The sequence below is a fragment of the Nocardia sp. NPDC047038 genome, from assembly GCF_040644075.1.
Taxonomy (GTDB): Bacteria; Actinomycetota; Actinomycetes; order Mycobacteriales; family Mycobacteriaceae; genus Nocardia; species Nocardia sichangensis.
The window spans coordinates 56,961-73,059 of the sequence record NZ_JBEYVQ010000026.1 but is presented as its reverse complement, the minus strand read 5'-3'; the positions used below and the strand labels follow the sequence as shown (position 1 = coordinate 73,059).

Genomic DNA, 16,099 nt, shown 5'->3' with positions numbered 1-16,099 from the left:
CTCCACACGGGGGGTGAAAAGGCCGGAACCAAAAAATATTTGGCACTGACATTCATCGACACACTATTGAGTTCTCAAAGAACACACGCACACACCATCGCCCGGTTTGAGCCGATTGATCGGTGAAGCAACTTTTCCAGCTTAGCTCAGCCGTGAACCCAGTTGCAAACTGAGGTCTCGTTCGAGCTAGTGTGACCGTCAGGCGCTCCTCGTCCTACCTCGTTTCCCTGGCCTCCCGCTCAGCGTTTCCGCTCAGCTTCTCGGCTCCGGGTCGGTGTCCGTGTCGCTCTGACTTGGAATAAGTTACGTGTCTGCGTGCACCATGTCAAATCGCCTGGTCAGCACGCATTTTCCGGAACGCTTTCGGTAACTCGCCACCGACCCGAACGCCGCGGCACTCAATCCGCGACGCCGACGCGCCTTACATCGCCACCGAGCGCCTGCAGCTGCTCGACGAAATTCGGATATCCGCGATCAATGTGGAAGACGTCGTGCACTTCGGTGGTCCCGTCGGCGACCAAGCCCGCGAGCACCAGACCCGCGCCGGCTCGAATATCCGACGACCACACCGGAGCGCTCGACAACCGCGGGATCCCACGGACCACCGCGTGGTGCCCATCGGTGCGCGCGTCGGCGCCGAGCCGGATCATCTCCTCCACGAACCGGAAGCGCGCCTCGAAGATGTTCTCGGTGATCATCGAGGTCCCGTCCGCGATCGACGCGAGCCCGATGGCCATCGGCTGCAAGTCGGTCGGAAAACCGGGGAACGGCAGGGTCGAGAAATTCACGGCGCGCGGACGCTCCGCCTGGACCACCCGGAAGCCGTCCTGCTCGAACGAGATGCGCGCACCCGCGGACCGCAGCTTGTCCAGCACCAGCGACAGGTGCTTGGGATTCACACCGGTGACGCGGATGTCGCCCAGCGTCATCGACGCGGCGATGCCCCAAGTCGCGGCGACGATGCGGTCACCGATGACGCGGTGCGTGGTGGGCTCGAGCCGTTCGACCCCCTGGATGGTGAGCACCGACGTGCCCGCGCCGCTGATCCGCGCGCCCATCCGGACGAGCATGTTGCACAGGTCGACGATGTCGGGCTCGCGCGCGGCGTTGTCGATCACCGTCTCGCCCTCGGCGAGCACCGCCGCCATGAGGATGTTCTCGGTCGCGCCGACCGAGGGGAAATCCAGGCGGATGCGCGCACCCTGCAATTCGTCGGCCTTGGCGACCACACAGCCGTGCTCGATCTCGCTGGTCGCGCCGAGTAGGCGCAGACCGGCCTGGTGCATGTCCAGCGGGCGGGAGCCGATGGCGTCACCGCCGGGCAGCGCCACGACGGCGCGCTTGCACCGCGCCATCAGCGGACCGAGCACGCACACCGACGCGCGGAACTGGGTCACCGCGGGGAAGTCCGCGTGATACTTCGGTTCGGCGGGCGTGGTGATGGCGACCACTCCGCCGTCGATGGTCACGTCGCAGCCGAGACCGCGTAGGACATCACCCATCAGCGGCACGTCGAGGATGTCCGGGCAGTTCGTGATCGTGGTGGTGCCCTCGGCCAGCAGCGCAGCGGCCATCAGTTTGAGGACGCTGTTCTTGGCGCCCCCCACCGTGACCTCACCGACGAGTCGATTTCCGCCGGTAACCAAAAACCGTTCCATGCCGCCTCTCCGCGTATTCGGCGCACTGTTGGTGCAAGGATAGTTGGGGCGGCGCACTCCGGTGCCGCCTCTCCACGACTCCCCTCGCCTCCGGACGTTTTCGCCGTTGGAGCGAGTGCCGCGGGATGGGCGTACTGCGATCGACGAGGTGGTCTCGTCACCTTGCCGGCAATACCCAGTGATCGCTCGGGTACTCGCCTCGGGTGCTACGCGATCAGACGCCCGGCCGTTTCCCGCCGGGCTTCCACAGGATATCGCCGCCGGGATTGGCGACCCGGCTCAGGATGAACAGCAGATCCGAGAGGCGATTGAGGTACTTGGCCGGCAGCGCGTTGGTGTCCTCCGGATGGCACTCGATCGCCGCCCAGGCCGAGCGTTCCGCACGGCGGGCGACCGTACGCGCGGTGTGTAGCAGGGCCGCCAGCGCGGTACCGCCGGGCAGGATGAACGAATCGAGCGCAGGCAGTCCGGCGTTGAACTCGTCGCACCACGCTTCCAGCCGATCGATGTAGGGCTGGGTGACCCGCAGCGGCGGGTACTTCGGCTCCGCGACCACCGGGGTGGAGAGGTCGGCCCCGGCGTCGAACAGATCGTTCTGTATCTGTCGCAGCACCGCGAGCATCGTTTCGTCCGGGCCGCCGAGGGCGATCGCGACGCCGATGGCGGCGTTCGTCTCATCGCAGTCGGCGTAGGCGACCAGGCGTGGGTCGGTCTTCGCGACCCGGGAGAAGTCGCTCAATCCCGTGGTCCCGTCATCGCCGGTCCGCGTGTAGATCCGGGTCAAATGCACGCTCACAGCACAACCCTAACGGGCGCGGCCTGCTCGGGCCGCCGATAGCCGTCGGACCGGGAGCTACAGCCCTGGCATCCGCCGGGTGCGATCGGAGGGGCGGGACTCCACCCAGGAGAGGAAGGCGGTCAACGAGTCGCGATCCAGGGCCAACTCGAAGTCGCCCGCGCGATCGGACACCGCGATCACTGCGATGTCGTCGGTCATGATGTCGTATTCGTCGCCACGGGGGCCGCGGCGATCGCCGATCTCGATGCCCTGACGCCGGATGGTGGAATCCGGGCCGAGTTTCAGGCTGGTGAGTTTGAAGAAGACGAGACGATCCTCGTCATAGCGGATCAGGCCGTGCCGCCACCCCTGACCGCCGCGGGCGGGCAGTACGCGCAGGATCGCGGCAGTTCCGCCGCGCCGCAACATGATCAGGCGGTAAGTCGAGGCCAAGGCGAGGAACACGAGCGTTAGCACCAGAATGATCAGCAGAACCATCCCGGTTTGCAATGCCGTACGTCCCTTCGCTCCGCCGCCGTGTCGTCCACGGCATTCGATTGGCGGTGTACCAGCTTCTCGTGGTTTCGCGGGCTTTCGCCCCCGAGCCCGATGCTGACACCGCGTGCGGTCATTCAATCACGGCCCCGAGTTTACAAATGCCCCGGCCGTGTCCGACTCGCCTGAAAGACGCTGTCGGCGGTGAAGGAAGCTTCACCGCCGACAGCGATCGTTCTCGATGACAGGTTGTTGCTAGGCGTTCGCGTTCTGCTCGACCGCGCGCACCCGAGCCTGAGCGGCTCGCTGCTGCTCCTCGCTGGCGTCGGAGTCGGCCAGCACCCGGCGGGCCTCCTCGACGTCCACCTCGTCGGCGAATTCCGCCGACTCGGCGAGCACCCGAACCGAGTTCGCGGTCACCGAGAAGAAGCCGCCGTGCACCGCGGCGACGACCCGCTGACCATCGGTGTCCACGATCGCCACGGTGCCGCCCTCGACCAGCTGGCCGAGCAACGGCTCGTGCCCGGCCATGATGCCGATCTGGCCCTCGGTGGTCTGCGCGCTGACGAACGTCGCCTGGCCGGACCAGAGCAGTCGTTCGACCGCGACGAGATCGACTGACATTTCCGCCATCGGTGACTACTTTCCGAGGATCTTCTTCGCGGCCGCCTCGACATCGTCGAGACCACCGCAGCTGTTGAAGGCCTGCTCCGGGTAGTTGTCGAACTCACCCTTGCAGACGCGGTCGAAGTCGTCGATGGTCTGCTCGAGCGGCACGACCGAACCCACCTGACCGGTGAACTTCTCGGCCACGATGAAGTTCTGGCCGAGGAACTTCTCCAGACGACGGGCGCGGCCGACGAGCACCTTGTCCTCTTCGGACAGCTCGTCCATACCGAGGATGGCGATGATGTCCTGCAGTTCCTTGTACTTCTGCAGGATCCGCTTCACCTCGTTGGCCACCCGGAAGTGCCGGTCGCCGACGATCGAGGCCTCCAGGATGCGGGAGGTCGAGGTCAGCGGGTCGACGGCCGGGTAGATGCCCTTCTGCGAGATCGGGCGGGAGAGCTCGGTCGTCGCGTCGAGGTGGGCGAAGGTGGTCGCCGGAGCCGGGTCGGTGTAGTCGTCGGCGGGCACGTAGATGGCCTGCAGCGAGGTGATCGACCGACCACGGGTCGAGGTGATGCGCTCCTGCAGCTCACCCATCTCGTCGGCCAGCGTGGGCTGGTAACCGACGGCGGAGGGCATGCGGCCGAGCAGGGTCGACACCTCGGAACCGGCCTGGGTGAACCGGAAGATGTTGTCGATGAACAGCAGCACGTCCTGGTGCTGCACGTCGCGGAAGTACTCGGCCATGGTCAGGGCCGAGAGCGCGACGCGCATACGGGTGCCCGGCGGCTCGTCCATCTGTCCGAAGACGAGGGCGGTGTCCTGGAGGACGCCCATCTCCTCCATCTCCAGGCGCAGGTCGGTGCCCTCACGGGTGCGCTCGCCGACGCCGGCGAACACGGAGGTGCCGGAGAATTCCCGCGCGATACGGGTGATCATCTCCTGGATCAGAACGGTCTTGCCGACACCGGCGCCACCGAACAGACCGATCTTGCCGCCCTTCACGTACGGGGTGAGCAGGTCGATGACCTTGATGCCCGTCTCCAGGATCTCGGTCTTGCCCTCGAGCTGGTCGAACGACGGCGGCTTGCGGTGGATGCCCCACTGCTCGCCCTCGCGGCCGAGGCCGGGGGTGTCCAGGCAGTCGCCGAGGGCGTTGAAGACGTGGCCCTTGACCACGTCACCGACCGGCACCGAGATCGGCTTGCCGGTGTCGGTGACGGTGGCACCGCGGACCAGGCCGTCGGTCGGCTGCATCGAGATGGTGCGCACGATGTTGTCGCCGAGGTGCTGGGCGACCTCGAGGGTCAGGGTCTTGGCCACCGAGGTCAGGGTGATCTCGGCGTGCAGAGCGTTGAACAGCTCGGGAATGGCTCCGCGCGGGAACTCGACGTCCACGACGGGGCCGATGACCCGGACGACGCGGCCTGCGGCGCCGCCGGTCCGGCTCGTGTTGTCTTGAGTGACAGCTGCGGTCATTGGTGTTGGTTCTCTCCGTGTCGATGTGCGGCCTTCGAGGGGCCTTCTACGTGCCCGTCGCTCAGGCCGCTGGTGGCGCTCAGTCGCGGTCCGAGCTCGACGCCAGCGCGTTCACGCCGCCGACGATTTCGCTGATTTCCTGCGTGATCTGGGCTTGGCGCACCGAGTTCGCCTCGCGCTGGAGCACGCTCGCGAGTTCGTTGGCGTTGTCGGTGGCGGCCTTCATTGCGGTGCGCCGAGCCGCTGACTCGGATGCCGCTGCCTCGAGCAACGACGCGTAGATGCGCGTGTTGACGTACTTGGGCAGCAGCGCCGCCAGCAGCACATCGGCGTCGGGCTCGAATTCGTACTGCGCGTGGACGTCCGCGGTCGGTGAATCCGACACGATGTCCTCACCCAGGTCGAAGTTCTCGTCGACGTAGCTCACCTGGATCGGCGCCAACCGGCGCACCTCAGGGGTCTGCGTCAGCATCGAGACGAAGCGGGTGTACACGACGTGCAGCTCGTCGACACCGGCGATGTCACCCGTCCCGTTCGGAGCGGGTACTGCCCCGTCGGAGCCTGCCATGAAGGCGTCGACCAGGTGGTGGCACGCGGACGAAGCATCGGAGTACTTCGGCTGCTGCGAGAACCCGGTCCACGCCGACACGTACGAGCGATTGCGGAAGGCGTAGTACGTCAGGCCCTTGTTGCCCATGACGTAGAGCACCGGCTCTTTGCCTTCGTCACGCAAGGTGGTCATCAGCTCTTCCGCGCGCTTGAGCACGTTCGAGTTGTAGCCACCGCACATGCCGCTGTCACTGGTGATCACCAGCACGGCCGCCCGGCGCGGGTTGGCGCGCTCGGTCAGCAGCGGATGCGAAAGGTTCTTCGACGCGCTCGCCAGCTCGCTGAGGACCTTGGTGATCTCCTCCGCGTACGGCTTCGCGGCCGCGACCCTGGCCTGGGCCTTGGAGATGCGCGAGGTCGCGATCAGCTCTTGGGCCTTGGTGATCTTCTTGATCGAATTCACACCACGAATGCGGGAGCGCAATTCACGCAAGCTTGCCATCAGCGGTTCACACTCCCTTCATTCGCTGCGTGGGATGGACGGCATCCGCCGGGCACGAGGTGGTCGCTGCCACCCTCGTGCCCGTCGCGCATGCCGCGGATCGAATAGCGCATGTGCCGACCCGCGTTACTTCTCGACGTGCTTGCGGGTCACCGACAGCGACTCGACCTCTTCGTGGTCGAGCTGGCCGGCTTCGGCCTCGTTGACCACGGGGGTGCCGTCGGAGGTGAGGAAGGTTCCCAAGAACTTCTTGGTCGCCGCCTCGACCTGCTCGGCCGCCTCGCCGGCGAGCACCTTGCCGCCCTCGATCGCCTTGAACACGTCGGCGGCGCTGCGGTGCAGCTCCTCGAGCAGTTCGGCGTTGAAGCGGCGGATGTCCGCGACCGGGATCGAGTCGAAGTGGCCACGGTCGACCAGGTAGATCGAGATGATCTGATCCTCGACCGGCACCGGCGAGTACTGGTCCTGCTTGAGCAGCTCGACCCAGCGGGCGCCGCGCTCGAGCTGAGCCAGCGAGGCCGCGTCCAGGTCGGAGGCGAAGGCGGAGAACGCCTCCAGCTCGCGGTACTGCGCCAGCTCGAGGCGCAGCGAACCGGCCACCTTCTTCATGCCCTTGGTCTGCGCGGCGCCACCGACACGGGAGACCGAGGTACCGACGTTGATCGCCGGGCGGACACCCTTGTTGAACAGGTCGGACTCGAGGAAGACCTGACCGTCGGTGATGGAGATGACGTTGGTCGGGATGAACGCCGAGATGTCGTTGGCCTTGGTCTCGATGATCGGCAGACCGGTCATCGAGCCCGCGCCCAACTCGTCGGACAGCTTCGCGCAACGCTCCAGCAGCCGGGAGTGCAGGTAGAAGACGTCACCCGGGTAGGCCTCGCGGCCCGGCGGGCGACGCAGCAGCAGCGAGATGGCGCGGTACGCCTCGGCCTGCTTGGTCAGGTCGTCGAACACGATGAGCACGTGCTTGCCCTGGTACATCCAGTGCTGGCCGATGGCCGAACCGGTGTAGGGGGCCAGCCACTTGAAGCCGGCGGAGTCGGAGGCCGGGGCGGCGACGATGGTGGTGTACTCCAGCGCGCCGTGCTGCTCCAGCGCGGCCTTGACGCCCGCGATGGTGGAGCCCTTCTGGCCGATGGCTACGTAGATGCAGCGCACCTGCTTGGTCGGGTCGCCGGTCTCCCAGTTGGCCTTCTGGTTCAGGATCGCGTCGATGCAGACCGCGGTCTTGCCGGTCTTGCGGTCGCCGATGATCAGCTGACGCTGGCCACGGCCGATGGCGGTCAGCGCGTCGATCGCGGTGATGCCGGTGGCCAGCGGCTCCTCGACCGGCTGGCGCTCCAGCACGGTGGCGGCCTGCAGCTCGAGCACGCGCTGTTCCTCGGACTCGATCTCGCCGAGGCCGTCGATCGGCTGGCCCAGCGGGTTCACCACGCGGCCGAGGAACTTGTCGCCGACCGGAACCGAGAGCACGTCACCGGTCCTGCGGACCTCCTGGCCCTCCTCGATCTCGGCGTACTCGCCGAGGATGACCGCACCGATCTCACGGTCCTCGAGGTTCAGCGCGACGCCGAGCACGCCGCCCGGGAACTCGAGCAGCTCGTTGGCCATTGCCGAAGGCAGGCCGCTGACGTGCGCGATGCCGTCACTGGTGTCGGTGACCACACCGACTTCTTCGATGGAGGTCTCGGGGGTGTAGCTCTTGGTGTAGCTCTCGATCGCGCTACGGATCTCGTCGGAGGAGATCGTCAGCTCCGCCATGTTCTTCCTGCTCTCGCTGTCTGGGTCTGGAATGTCGGGGGTGGTGGAAGCGCGCTAGGTCAGGGCCCGGCGCAGCTTCTCCAGTCGGCCGAGTGCGCTGCCGTCGATCACGTCGTCACCGACGCGCACCACGACTCCGCTCAGCAGACTCGGGTCGACCTGGATGTGCACCGTGGTCGCCTTGCCGTAGATGCGCCGCAGCGACGCGGCCAGCCGGTCGCGCTGCTGCTCGCTGAGCCCGATCGCGGCGCGCACGTGCGCGACGATCTGATCGCGACGCGCCGCCGCGAGGTCGGCCAGCTCGTCGAAGGCGGCGCTGATGCCCGACCGCTGCCTGGTCACCACCTGCTCCGCCAGGGTCAGGGTGATGGGCTCCGTCTTACCGGCGAGCAGCCGGTTGACCAGCTCGCTCTTGGCCGAGGCCTGCTGCGACCGATCCGACAGTGCCTGCTCCAACTCGGGGTTGTCGCTGATGATCCGGCCGAGCCGGAACAGCTCGTCCTCCACCGCTTCGAGCCGGCCACGCTGGGCCGCCGACTCCAGCAACGCCTCCTGGCCGAGCAGCACCAAGGTGTCCACCAGGTCGGAGGTGCGCGACCAGTCCTGGGCCACCGCGGTGGTCAGCACTGCCAGCGTGGCAGCGCTGACCTTGCCGCCGAAGACCCGCTCGCACAGTTCCGCGCGCACGGAACCCGGCACCGACACGTCCGCGAGCGCCACACGCAGCGAACGCTGGTCGTCCAGCACGGCGACAACGGCGAACAGTTCCGAGCCCGTCGTGGCCGCAGCACTGTCGCTTCCGGTCAGAGCGGCCCGAAGCGCCTCCCGAGACCGGGCACTGGCCTCGCGGCTCGCTGCGTACATGCTTCTCACTTTCGCGTCGTTACCTTCCGACCCCGATGCCTGCGTCGGTCTGGTCGAGCTCGTCGAGGAACCGGTCGATCGAGGCGGCCTGCTTGGCCTCGTCCGAAACCGACTGCCCGATGATCTTCTCGGCCAGGTCGACGGCCGTGCGGCCGACCTCGTGGCGCAGCTCCGTCAGGATCTGCTGGCGCTGTGCTTCCAGCTGGGTGTGGCCCGCCGCGATGATGCGATCGGCTTCGGCCTGGGCCTCCGAGCGCATCTGCGCGAGGATCTCCTGGCCCTGGGTGCGCGCGTCCTCCCGGATGCGCGCGGCCTCGAGCCGGGCCTCGGCCAGCTGCTGCTGGTACTGCTGCAGGGTGAGCTGAGCTTCTTCCTGCGCGGCTTCCGCGCGAGCGATGCCGCCTTCGATCTTGTCCGAGCGCTCGTCGAGCGTCTTCATCAGGCGCGGGACCACGTACTTGTAGAACAGGGCCGCGATGATGACGACGCAGACGATCGACCAGACGATGTCGTACGTTTCGGGGATGAGAGGATTCACATCCTCTCCCTCCGCCGCCGCGAGCAAAACTGACTCGTACATCGGAATCAGAAAATGAAGCCGGCGACGAGACCGATAAGGGCGAGGGCCTCGGTGAACGCGATACCGAGGAACATGTTGGTGCGGATGGTGCCCTGCAGCTCAGGCTGACGCGCGATGCCCTCGATGGCCTTGCCGACGACGATGCCGACGCCGATGCCGGGGCCGATCGCGGCGAGACCGTAGCCGACGGCGCCCAGGCCCTTGAAGGTGCTCTCGTTCGTGGCGGCTTCCTGGGCCAGGTAAGCGAGGCTCATGAGTCTTCCATTCCCTTTCTGTTGCTCACCCGCCGGTCGGCGTGGTGTAGCAGGTTTCCGGTAGTTGTGTCGGTCAGGTCAGTGATCGGCCGCGTGCTGTGCGAGTCCGATGTATACGGCGGTCAGCAGCGCAAACACATAGGCCTGCAGGAAGATGACCAACAGCTCGAAGAGCGTGAATCCGAGTCCCGCGACCAGCGAGAACGGCGAGAACACCTTCATCCACGAGGTGGCGTCGAACAGGAAGAACCAGGTCGCGCTGAAGAACAGCACCAGCATGATGTGGCCGGCCAGCATGTTCGCCATGAGTCGGACGGTCAGCGTGAACGGACGCAGGATGAAGGTCGAGACGAACTCGATCGGAATCAGCAGCACATGCAGCGCGGGGGGAACGTTCGGAACGACGATGCTGCTGCGCATGTAGTTGAAGAAGCCGTACTTCCTGATACCGACGTAGTTGAACGCCAGGTACGCGATGACGGCCAGCACCAGCGGCATGCCGATTCGGGCGTTCGACGAGATGTTCAACCCCGGAACGACACCCGAGAAGTTCAGAAAGAGGACCGTGAAGAAGATCGTCGCGATCAGCGGGAAGAACTTCCGTCCCGTTTCCTTGCCGAGGACCTCGTCGCAGATCTGCTCTTTGACGAAGACCAGGCCGATTTCGGCGACATTCTGCAGGCCGCGCGGAACGATCCGGGGCGAGCGGAATGCCAGCAGCATCACGACCGAGAGAACAGCCGTCATCAGAATGCGGATCAGCATCAATCGATCGAGTTCGAACGGCGTTCCCTCGAACAGCACAGCTGGAGGGAAGAAGTCGGTAAGCGACGGCGCGTGGAACTCGGCCGCCAGAGTGGTGACGCTCAGCGTTCTCTCCCGTGTTCGGGCCGCGGGTACGGTCATTCCCGCGGTTCGATCGGACATTGACGATCAATTTGGGTCGACTCAGGTCGGCTCGAAGTTCGTCAGCAGCTGTGCGGTGGTTCGAAATCCACCAGGCGTCTGTACGTGTGTCGGCGACATTCGTCGACATGCAGAACCGGAACACCCCTCGGAGCCCGGCACGGCAGTAAGCATAGCGGCCCATGCAGGGGATCTCGGCGGTGACCCCTCACTGATCCCCGACTTGGTCGCTTGCTTACCAACACTTTACCAAGTCATCTACGACAGCGTGTAGGGGGTGGGGGGTTTTTCGTTACTGGCGGGTATCGGACGTGGGTTCCGAGTCGGTCGTCGTCACGTACGGAACCTTCTGCCGGACAACGCCGTACGTCTCCGCGCCGAGCACGATCACCAGGGCGCCGACCACGGTGAGGAACAACACGACCCGGTCGTAGAAGTCGAATCGGTGCAGGATCCCGACGACGATCAGCGCCACCAGGACCTTCCCCACCCAGCTGACCAGCATGACCAGGCCCGCGGTGCTCGGCGGCAGTTTCGCGCCGAACAGCACCACGGCCGCGGTGGTGAGGATGAAGCCGCCGCCGATCGCGGCGCCGAGCACCGCGCCCCACACGCCGGCGACACCCGAGACGGCCGCGCCCAGCGCGACCGACAGGACCACCAGCACGCCCAAGCCGATCAGTCCGTAGCGCAGCGCGGACCGCAGCGGCGCGTCGGGGCCGGGGACGGGTTCGGGTGTGAAGCTCACAGTCGCCGACTTTACCCGGACGCCGATCCGTCGCCCGCCGGGTCCCCACGCCGCAGCCCCGGAATAGCGGTGATCACCAAAGCGAAAACCAGCCCGCCCGCCATCAGCAACACGACCAGCCTGCGATCCATCAGCGAGGTGCCGACCGCGCCGAACGCGAGCACACCGACCCACAAATAGATCAACAACACCACGCGGCGATGGGAATGGCCGATCTGCAGCAAGCGATGATGCAAGTGCATTTTGTCCGGCGTCGAGAAACTGACGCCCGCGCGAACCCGTCGCACAATGGCGAGCAACAGGTCCAGCACCGGAATGAACATCACCGCGCCGACCAGCAACAGCGGAGAAAGCAGACCGACGATGTCGCGCGGACCGTATCCCTGCAGGGGGATTCGCCCCGAGGCGCCGGTCGAGACCGCGGCCAGCATCAATCCGATCAACATCGAACCGGAGTCGCCCATGAATATGCGCGCGGGCTGGAAATTGTGCGGCAGGAATCCGAGGCAGCCACCCGCGAGCGCGGCGGCCAGCAACGCGGGCGGGTAGGTGTCGACCGAGCCGCCCTGCTCGTTCATCAGACCGAGGCAGAACACGAAAACCGCCAGCGCGGCGATCAGCCCCAAGCCCGCCGCGAGGCCGTCCAAGCCGTCGACGAAGTTCATGGCGTTGACCAGGGTGACCGTGACCGCGACCGTAACGAGCCCGCCCTGCAATCCGTCCAGCACCACCGTGGTGTTGCTGAACGGGTTGTAGATCACATACCAGCCCAATCCCATGACGGCCATCACGCCCGCCGCCGTCACCTGGCCCGCGAACTTCGTCAGCGCGTCGAGTCCCCAGCGGTCGTCGACGATGCCGACCAGCACGATGATCGTGGCAGCCACCAGCACGGCGATCGGGATGTTGGGTTTGTAGTCGAAGCCGCTGCGCAGCGCGGGCAGCTGGTGGGCGAACAGCACCGCGGCGACCACACCGATGTACATGCCGACGCCGCCCATCCGCGGAATCGGCTTGACGTGCACGTCCCGGTCACGCGGCACGGCCACCGCGCCGAAGCCGATCGCCAGCACCCGAACCCCACCGGTGGCCAGGAACGTCACCACCGCGGAGATGAGCAGCACGACGAGCAGCTCCCGGAGCGGGACGACGGCGCTCGAACCCATCATCCGAGCTGCGCGGCGCCGCTGAGCGCTTCCGGCGACATGCCGAGCACCTCGGCGATGTCGGCGACGGGCACCGCGCCCACGCGCAGGATGCGCGGCTGATCAGCGGTCAGGTCGACGATGGTGGAGGCGACCGCGTGTTCGGCCGGGCCGCCGTCCAGATAGACGCCGACCAGATCGCCGAGTTGATCGCGTGCCTCGGCGGCGGTCTTCGCCGGCGGCTGCCCGGACACGTTGGCGCTGGACACCGCCAGCGGGCCGACCTCGCGCAACAGTTCGAGCGCGACCGGGTGCAGCGGCATCCGCAACATCACCGTCCCGCGGGTGTCGCCGAGATCCCACGCGAGCGAAGGCGCTTGCTGCACAACCAGACTCAGACCGCCGGGCCAGAACGCCCGGATCAGCTCGCGCGCCTGCGGGCGCACCGAGAACACCAGGCCGTCGATGGTGTGCCAGGACCCGACGAGCACCGGCACCGGCATGTCCCTGCCGCGGCGCTTGGCCGCGAGCAACGAGCTCACCGCGGTGGAATCGAACGCGTCGGCGCCCAGCCCGTACAGGGTGTCGGTGGGCAGCACGACCAGACGTCCGGATTTCAGGGCGCTGGTGGCTGCGGACAGTCCCGCGGCGCGCGAGTCGGGATCCGCGCAGTCGTAGACGGTACTCACGGCAACCATCCTGGCATGCTCCCCCGCCTCTCCGCGTATTCAGGCCGTACTAGTGAGGTGAAACGAGAGTTGCGTTCAGGTCTTGCGTCGGGTGCCGAGCGAGTTCTGGGCGTGCCCGGCGAGTTACCCATGTGCGTACGAAATCAGTCGTCACGTGGGATGCGGCGGCTGTCGCCGCGCATCGGGAGCATCCTCGAGGCGACTTTGCGGCTCGGTGCAATACGCGGCGCGCTCGCGATCGTCTCGAGTGCGGGCCTTGCCATTGGCCAGCTATACAGTGCCGCGCACGCCATAGTCGCCGAGTGCAAACCCCTCCGTTCGGCAGCGCACAGTGCCGTGCGGAGGCCGCGCCGATGCGTTGAGCCCAGTTCCCGGCACAGCGAACGATCGCGAATCGTCCCGCGCACGCCAGTGCGGGTGATGCCGCCGGAAAAGTCTCGGATCGCGCAGGGCATCGTCGTTGCTTCATCCGGCGGCACGTCGTCAGACGACGCTGTCATCAGAGGAATGGACGTGGTCGGCATCACGGGAGCCGGGAAAGACCACACGAATTCGGTGCCCCACGCGAGGAACCGCGCGGAAGACTCCCTCACGTGTGGGTGGCGGCGACGAAGCGGGGTTTGCCTGCCAAGTCGGGGTGTTCGACGACGTCGGTGAAGGCGCCGGTGGCGGTGAGGAGGGCGGCTACGCCGGAGCCGTTGGTGTCGTCGTGCTCGATGGCGGTGGCGCCGCCTGGGCGCAGCAGCCGGGTGATGTTCGGGATCATGCCGCGTATTACCGACAATCCGTCCGGGCCGCCGAACAAGGCGACGGACGGATCGTGCTCGGCCACTTCGGGGTCGAGACCTGCGCCCTCGGGGATGTAGGGCGGGTTGGACACGACAATGTCCACCCGGCCGTTCAGGTCGGTGAGCAGGCCGGGATCGGTGGCGTCGTCGGCGTAGAGGGTGATCGGGGTATCGCCCGCGGCGATCCGGTCGTCGGCGTTGCGCCGGGCCCAGACCTGCGCGGCGGGATCGAGTTCCACGGCGTGCACTTCGGCGTCGGGGCGCGCGTGCGCGAGGGCCAGTGCGAGCGCGCCCGATCCGGTGCACAGGTCGACGACGATCGGCGTGTGATCGTGCGGCAGCGCCTCCAACTGCGCCAGCGCCCAGGCGTACAGCAACTCGGTCTCCGGGCGCGGCACGAAGACGCCGGGGCCCACCGCGAGATCGAGCGCACCCATCACGGCCGTTCCGGTCAAGTGCTGCAACGGGATTCGCCGTGCCCGGCGGGCGACCAACTCGCGGTACTCGTCCAACTTGCCGGGCGGGACGAGCGGCGTCAGCACCAGCCTTGTCCGCTCCACGCCGAGGACGTGCGCGGCGAGATGTTCGGCGTCGGCCCGCGGGCTGTGCACCCCGGCGATCCGTAACGTCTCGATGGCGTCGTTGATGACGGGGCGCAGCGCTACTCGGCTCGTGGACATGACACCGACTCTGCCCGAACGACGATCATTCCGCGGCCATACGCGCTTCGCGATCCGCCTTCCCCAGAGCGTCGAGCAGCGCGTCGAGTTCCCCGTCCAGCACGGCGTCGAGGTTGTGCGCCTTGAACCCGATCCGATGGTCGGTGATCCGGTTCTCCGGGAAGTTGTAGGTGCGGATGCGCTCGGAGCGGTCCACCGTGCGGATCTGGCTGGCGCGGCCCGCCGCGGCCTCCTGATCGGCCTGTTCTTCCGCCAGTGCCTGCAAACGCGCCGCGAGGACCTGCATGGCGCGCGCCTTGTTCTGCAGCTGGGAACGCTCGTTCTGGCAGGTGACCACGATGCCGGAAGGCAGGTGGGTGATGCGCACCGCGGAGTCGGTGGTGTTGACGCCCTGACCCCCCTTGCCGGAGGAGCGGTACACGTCGATGCGGAGATCGGACTCGTCGATCTGCACTTCTTCGATCTCGTCGGGTTCCGGGTAGATCAGCACGCCCGCCGCCGAGGTGTGGATGCGGCCCTGCGATTCGGTCACCGGGACGCGCTGCACCCGGTGCACACCGCCCTCGAACTTGAATCGCGACCAGACACCGTCGCGCGCCGCGTCGCGGCTCTTGATCGACAGCGTCGCCTCTTTGTATCCGCCCAGGTCCGACAGGGCGGCGTCGAGGATCTCGACCTTCCAGCCGTGGCGCTCGGCATACCGCACGTACATGCGGGCCAGGTCGGCGGCGAACAACGCGGACTCCTCGCCGCCTTCGCCGGACTTGACCTCGAGCACGACGTCGTCGCCGTCGTGCGGGTCGCGCGGGGCCAGCAGGTCGGCGAGGGCCTGTTCCAGTTCCTCGACCTGTCGTTCCAGATCCGGGACCTCCGCGGCGAACGCGGCGTCGTCGGCGGCGAGTTCCCGCGCGGCGGACAAGTCGCCGCGGGCCGTCTCGAGCTTGCGATAGGTGGCCATGACCGGGGCCAGCTCGGCGAATCGCTTGCCGACCCGGCGCGCGGCGCCCGCATCGTTGTGCAGCGACGGATCGGACAGCTGCGTCTCCAAGCCGGCGTACTCGGCCAGAATGTCGTCGATGGCGGACGGTTGCGTCACAGTGCTTCCTTCTCCTGGTAGCTGTCCATACAAAACACCGACGCCCGGCCTGCGGGGCAGGACCGGGCGTCGGCGAGGAAGCTACTTGGCGTCGGCCTTCTTGCCGGCACGCTTGCCGTAACGAGCCTCGAAGCGGGCCACGCGGCCACCGGTGTCGAGGATCTTCTGCTTGCCGGTGTAGAACGGGTGGCACTGCGAGCAGACCTCGACGGTGATGTGTCCCGACTCCTTGGTGCTGCGAGTCTGGAAGGTGTTGCCGCAACCACAGACGACCGTGGTGTCGACATACGTCGGGTGAATTCCTGCCTTCATGGATGTCCTCTCGATTGTGGTCGCCGGGTCGCCCGCGCGAACGCGAAGCGTGAACCGGAACCGACTAGGCGGGAGCTCTGCTCACCTGAGCAGACGCAACGACCGTTCAGTATGCCAGAACTGCCGTTACGCTCCCAAAACGCCCCTGGCGAGTGGTTTGTTCCCACCCCAGGTACTCCCCCATCGTTCGCGCCCCCGGAAGT

The 16,099-nt window shown here is 66.8% G+C and carries 17 protein-coding genes; all 17 read right to left on the bottom strand.

The window, feature by feature from the left end; genetic code table 11:
• Window positions 1–398 precede the first annotated feature (398 nt).
• On the bottom strand, window positions 399–1,658 hold the full coding sequence (gene murA, locus ABZ824_RS37725; RefSeq protein ID WP_355073717.1) for a UDP-N-acetylglucosamine 1-carboxyvinyltransferase: 1,260 nt from the start codon (window positions 1,656–1,658) through the stop codon (window positions 399–401).
• A gap of 214 nt (window positions 1,659–1,872) precedes the next feature.
• Window positions 1,873–2,454, bottom strand: coding sequence for a cob(I)yrinic acid a,c-diamide adenosyltransferase (locus ABZ824_RS37720; RefSeq protein WP_355073715.1), 582 nt, complete (start codon window positions 2,452–2,454; stop codon window positions 1,873–1,875).
• 57 nt (window positions 2,455–2,511) lie between these two features.
• Window positions 2,512–2,934, bottom strand: coding sequence for a DUF2550 domain-containing protein (locus ABZ824_RS37715; protein WP_039796346.1), 423 nt, complete (start codon window positions 2,932–2,934; stop codon window positions 2,512–2,514).
• Window positions 2,935–3,186: 252 nt separating this feature from the next.
• Window positions 3,187–3,564 carry a F0F1 ATP synthase subunit epsilon gene (locus tag ABZ824_RS37710; protein ID WP_355073713.1) on the bottom strand — a complete coding sequence of 126 codons (378 nt, stop codon included), beginning with the start codon at window positions 3,562–3,564 and terminating at the stop codon, window positions 3,187–3,189.
• A 6-nt stretch (window positions 3,565–3,570) separates the two neighbouring features.
• Window positions 3,571–5,019, bottom strand: a complete 1,449-nt coding sequence (gene atpD / locus ABZ824_RS37705) for a F0F1 ATP synthase subunit beta (RefSeq protein ID WP_355073712.1) — start codon at window positions 5,017–5,019, stop codon at window positions 3,571–3,573.
• 79 nt (window positions 5,020–5,098) lie between these two features.
• On the bottom strand, window positions 5,099–6,070 hold the full coding sequence (locus ABZ824_RS37700; protein WP_355073710.1) for a F0F1 ATP synthase subunit gamma: 972 nt from the start codon (window positions 6,068–6,070) through the stop codon (window positions 5,099–5,101).
• A gap of 126 nt (window positions 6,071–6,196) precedes the next feature.
• Complete coding sequence (atpA, locus tag ABZ824_RS37695) at window positions 6,197–7,834, bottom strand: F0F1 ATP synthase subunit alpha (RefSeq protein ID WP_356969441.1); 1,638 nt, start codon at window positions 7,832–7,834, stop codon at window positions 6,197–6,199.
• Between the two features lie 54 nt (window positions 7,835–7,888).
• On the bottom strand, window positions 7,889–8,698 hold the full coding sequence (locus ABZ824_RS37690; RefSeq protein WP_355073707.1) for a F0F1 ATP synthase subunit delta: 810 nt from the start codon (window positions 8,696–8,698) through the stop codon (window positions 7,889–7,891).
• Between the two features lie 19 nt (window positions 8,699–8,717).
• Window positions 8,718–9,278: a F0F1 ATP synthase subunit B gene (locus ABZ824_RS37685; protein ID WP_355073706.1), complete on the bottom strand. Its 561-nt coding sequence runs from the start codon at window positions 9,276–9,278 to the stop codon at window positions 8,718–8,720.
• A 5-nt stretch (window positions 9,279–9,283) separates the two neighbouring features.
• The gene (locus ABZ824_RS37680; protein WP_039796339.1) at window positions 9,284–9,532 is read right to left on the bottom strand and encodes an ATP synthase F0 subunit C; all 249 of its coding nucleotides are present in this window, start codon (window positions 9,530–9,532) and stop codon (window positions 9,284–9,286) included.
• 78 nt (window positions 9,533–9,610) lie between these two features.
• Window positions 9,611–10,459, bottom strand: a complete 849-nt coding sequence (gene atpB, locus ABZ824_RS37675) for a F0F1 ATP synthase subunit A (protein ID WP_356969438.1) — start codon at window positions 10,457–10,459, stop codon at window positions 9,611–9,613.
• 271 nt (window positions 10,460–10,730) lie between these two features.
• Window positions 10,731–11,186 carry a hypothetical protein gene (locus ABZ824_RS37670; protein ID WP_355073702.1) on the bottom strand — a complete coding sequence of 152 codons (456 nt, stop codon included), beginning with the start codon at window positions 11,184–11,186 and terminating at the stop codon, window positions 10,731–10,733.
• An 11-nt stretch (window positions 11,187–11,197) separates the two neighbouring features.
• Window positions 11,198–12,355 carry an MraY family glycosyltransferase gene (locus ABZ824_RS37665; protein WP_355073701.1) on the bottom strand — a complete coding sequence of 386 codons (1,158 nt, stop codon included), beginning with the start codon at window positions 12,353–12,355 and terminating at the stop codon, window positions 11,198–11,200.
• Window positions 12,352–13,020 (bottom strand): L-threonylcarbamoyladenylate synthase, encoded by a 669-nt coding sequence (locus ABZ824_RS37660; protein WP_355073699.1) that lies wholly within the window; start codon window positions 13,018–13,020, stop codon window positions 12,352–12,354. The genes ABZ824_RS37665 and ABZ824_RS37660 overlap by 4 nt, the downstream gene beginning before the upstream one ends.
• Window positions 13,021–13,609: 589 nt before the next feature.
• Window positions 13,610–14,488 (bottom strand): peptide chain release factor N(5)-glutamine methyltransferase, encoded by an 879-nt coding sequence (gene prmC, locus ABZ824_RS37655; RefSeq protein WP_355073697.1) that lies wholly within the window; start codon window positions 14,486–14,488, stop codon window positions 13,610–13,612.
• A 25-nt stretch (window positions 14,489–14,513) separates the two neighbouring features.
• Window positions 14,514–15,584, bottom strand: coding sequence for a peptide chain release factor 1 (gene prfA, locus ABZ824_RS37650; RefSeq protein WP_356969436.1), 1,071 nt, complete (start codon window positions 15,582–15,584; stop codon window positions 14,514–14,516).
• Window positions 15,585–15,665: 81 nt separating this feature from the next.
• Window positions 15,666–15,896 carry a 50S ribosomal protein L31 gene (gene rpmE, locus ABZ824_RS37645; RefSeq protein WP_039796334.1) on the bottom strand — a complete coding sequence of 77 codons (231 nt, stop codon included), beginning with the start codon at window positions 15,894–15,896 and terminating at the stop codon, window positions 15,666–15,668.
• Between the last annotated feature and the right edge of the window lie 203 nt (window positions 15,897–16,099).

Excerpts from the sequence above, each read along its gene's own strand:
- murA (WP_355073717.1), bottom strand. The coding sequence starts at position 1,658 with ATGGAACGGTTTTTGGTTACCGGCGGAAATCGACTCGTCGGTGAGGTC.
- ABZ824_RS37715 (WP_039796346.1), bottom strand. The coding sequence starts at position 2,934 with ATGGTTCTGCTGATCATTCTGGTGCTAACGCTCGTGTTCCTCGCCTTG.
- ABZ824_RS37710 (WP_355073713.1), bottom strand. The coding sequence starts at position 3,564 with ATGGCGGAAATGTCAGTCGATCTCGTCGCGGTCGAACGACTGCTCTGG.
- atpD (WP_355073712.1), bottom strand. The coding sequence starts at position 5,019 with ATGACCGCAGCTGTCACTCAAGACAACACGAGCCGGACCGGCGGCGCC.
- ABZ824_RS37700 (WP_355073710.1), bottom strand. The coding sequence starts at position 6,070 with ATGGCAAGCTTGCGTGAATTGCGCTCCCGCATTCGTGGTGTGAATTCG.
- atpA (WP_356969441.1), bottom strand. The coding sequence starts at position 7,834 with ATGGCGGAGCTGACGATCTCCTCCGACGAGATCCGTAGCGCGATCGAG.
- ABZ824_RS37690 (WP_355073707.1), bottom strand. The coding sequence starts at position 8,698 with ATGTACGCAGCGAGCCGCGAGGCCAGTGCCCGGTCTCGGGAGGCGCTT.
- ABZ824_RS37685 (WP_355073706.1), bottom strand. The coding sequence starts at position 9,278 with ATGTACGAGTCAGTTTTGCTCGCGGCGGCGGAGGGAGAGGATGTGAAT.
- ABZ824_RS37680 (WP_039796339.1), bottom strand. The coding sequence starts at position 9,532 with ATGAGCCTCGCTTACCTGGCCCAGGAAGCCGCCACGAACGAGAGCACC.
- atpB (WP_356969438.1), bottom strand. The coding sequence starts at position 10,459 with ATGTCCGATCGAACCGCGGGAATGACCGTACCCGCGGCCCGAACACGG.
- ABZ824_RS37665 (WP_355073701.1), bottom strand. The coding sequence starts at position 12,355 with ATGATGGGTTCGAGCGCCGTCGTCCCGCTCCGGGAGCTGCTCGTCGTG.
- prmC (WP_355073697.1), bottom strand. The coding sequence starts at position 14,488 with ATGTCCACGAGCCGAGTAGCGCTGCGCCCCGTCATCAACGACGCCATC.
- rpmE (WP_039796334.1), bottom strand. The coding sequence starts at position 15,896 with ATGAAGGCAGGAATTCACCCGACGTATGTCGACACCACGGTCGTCTGT.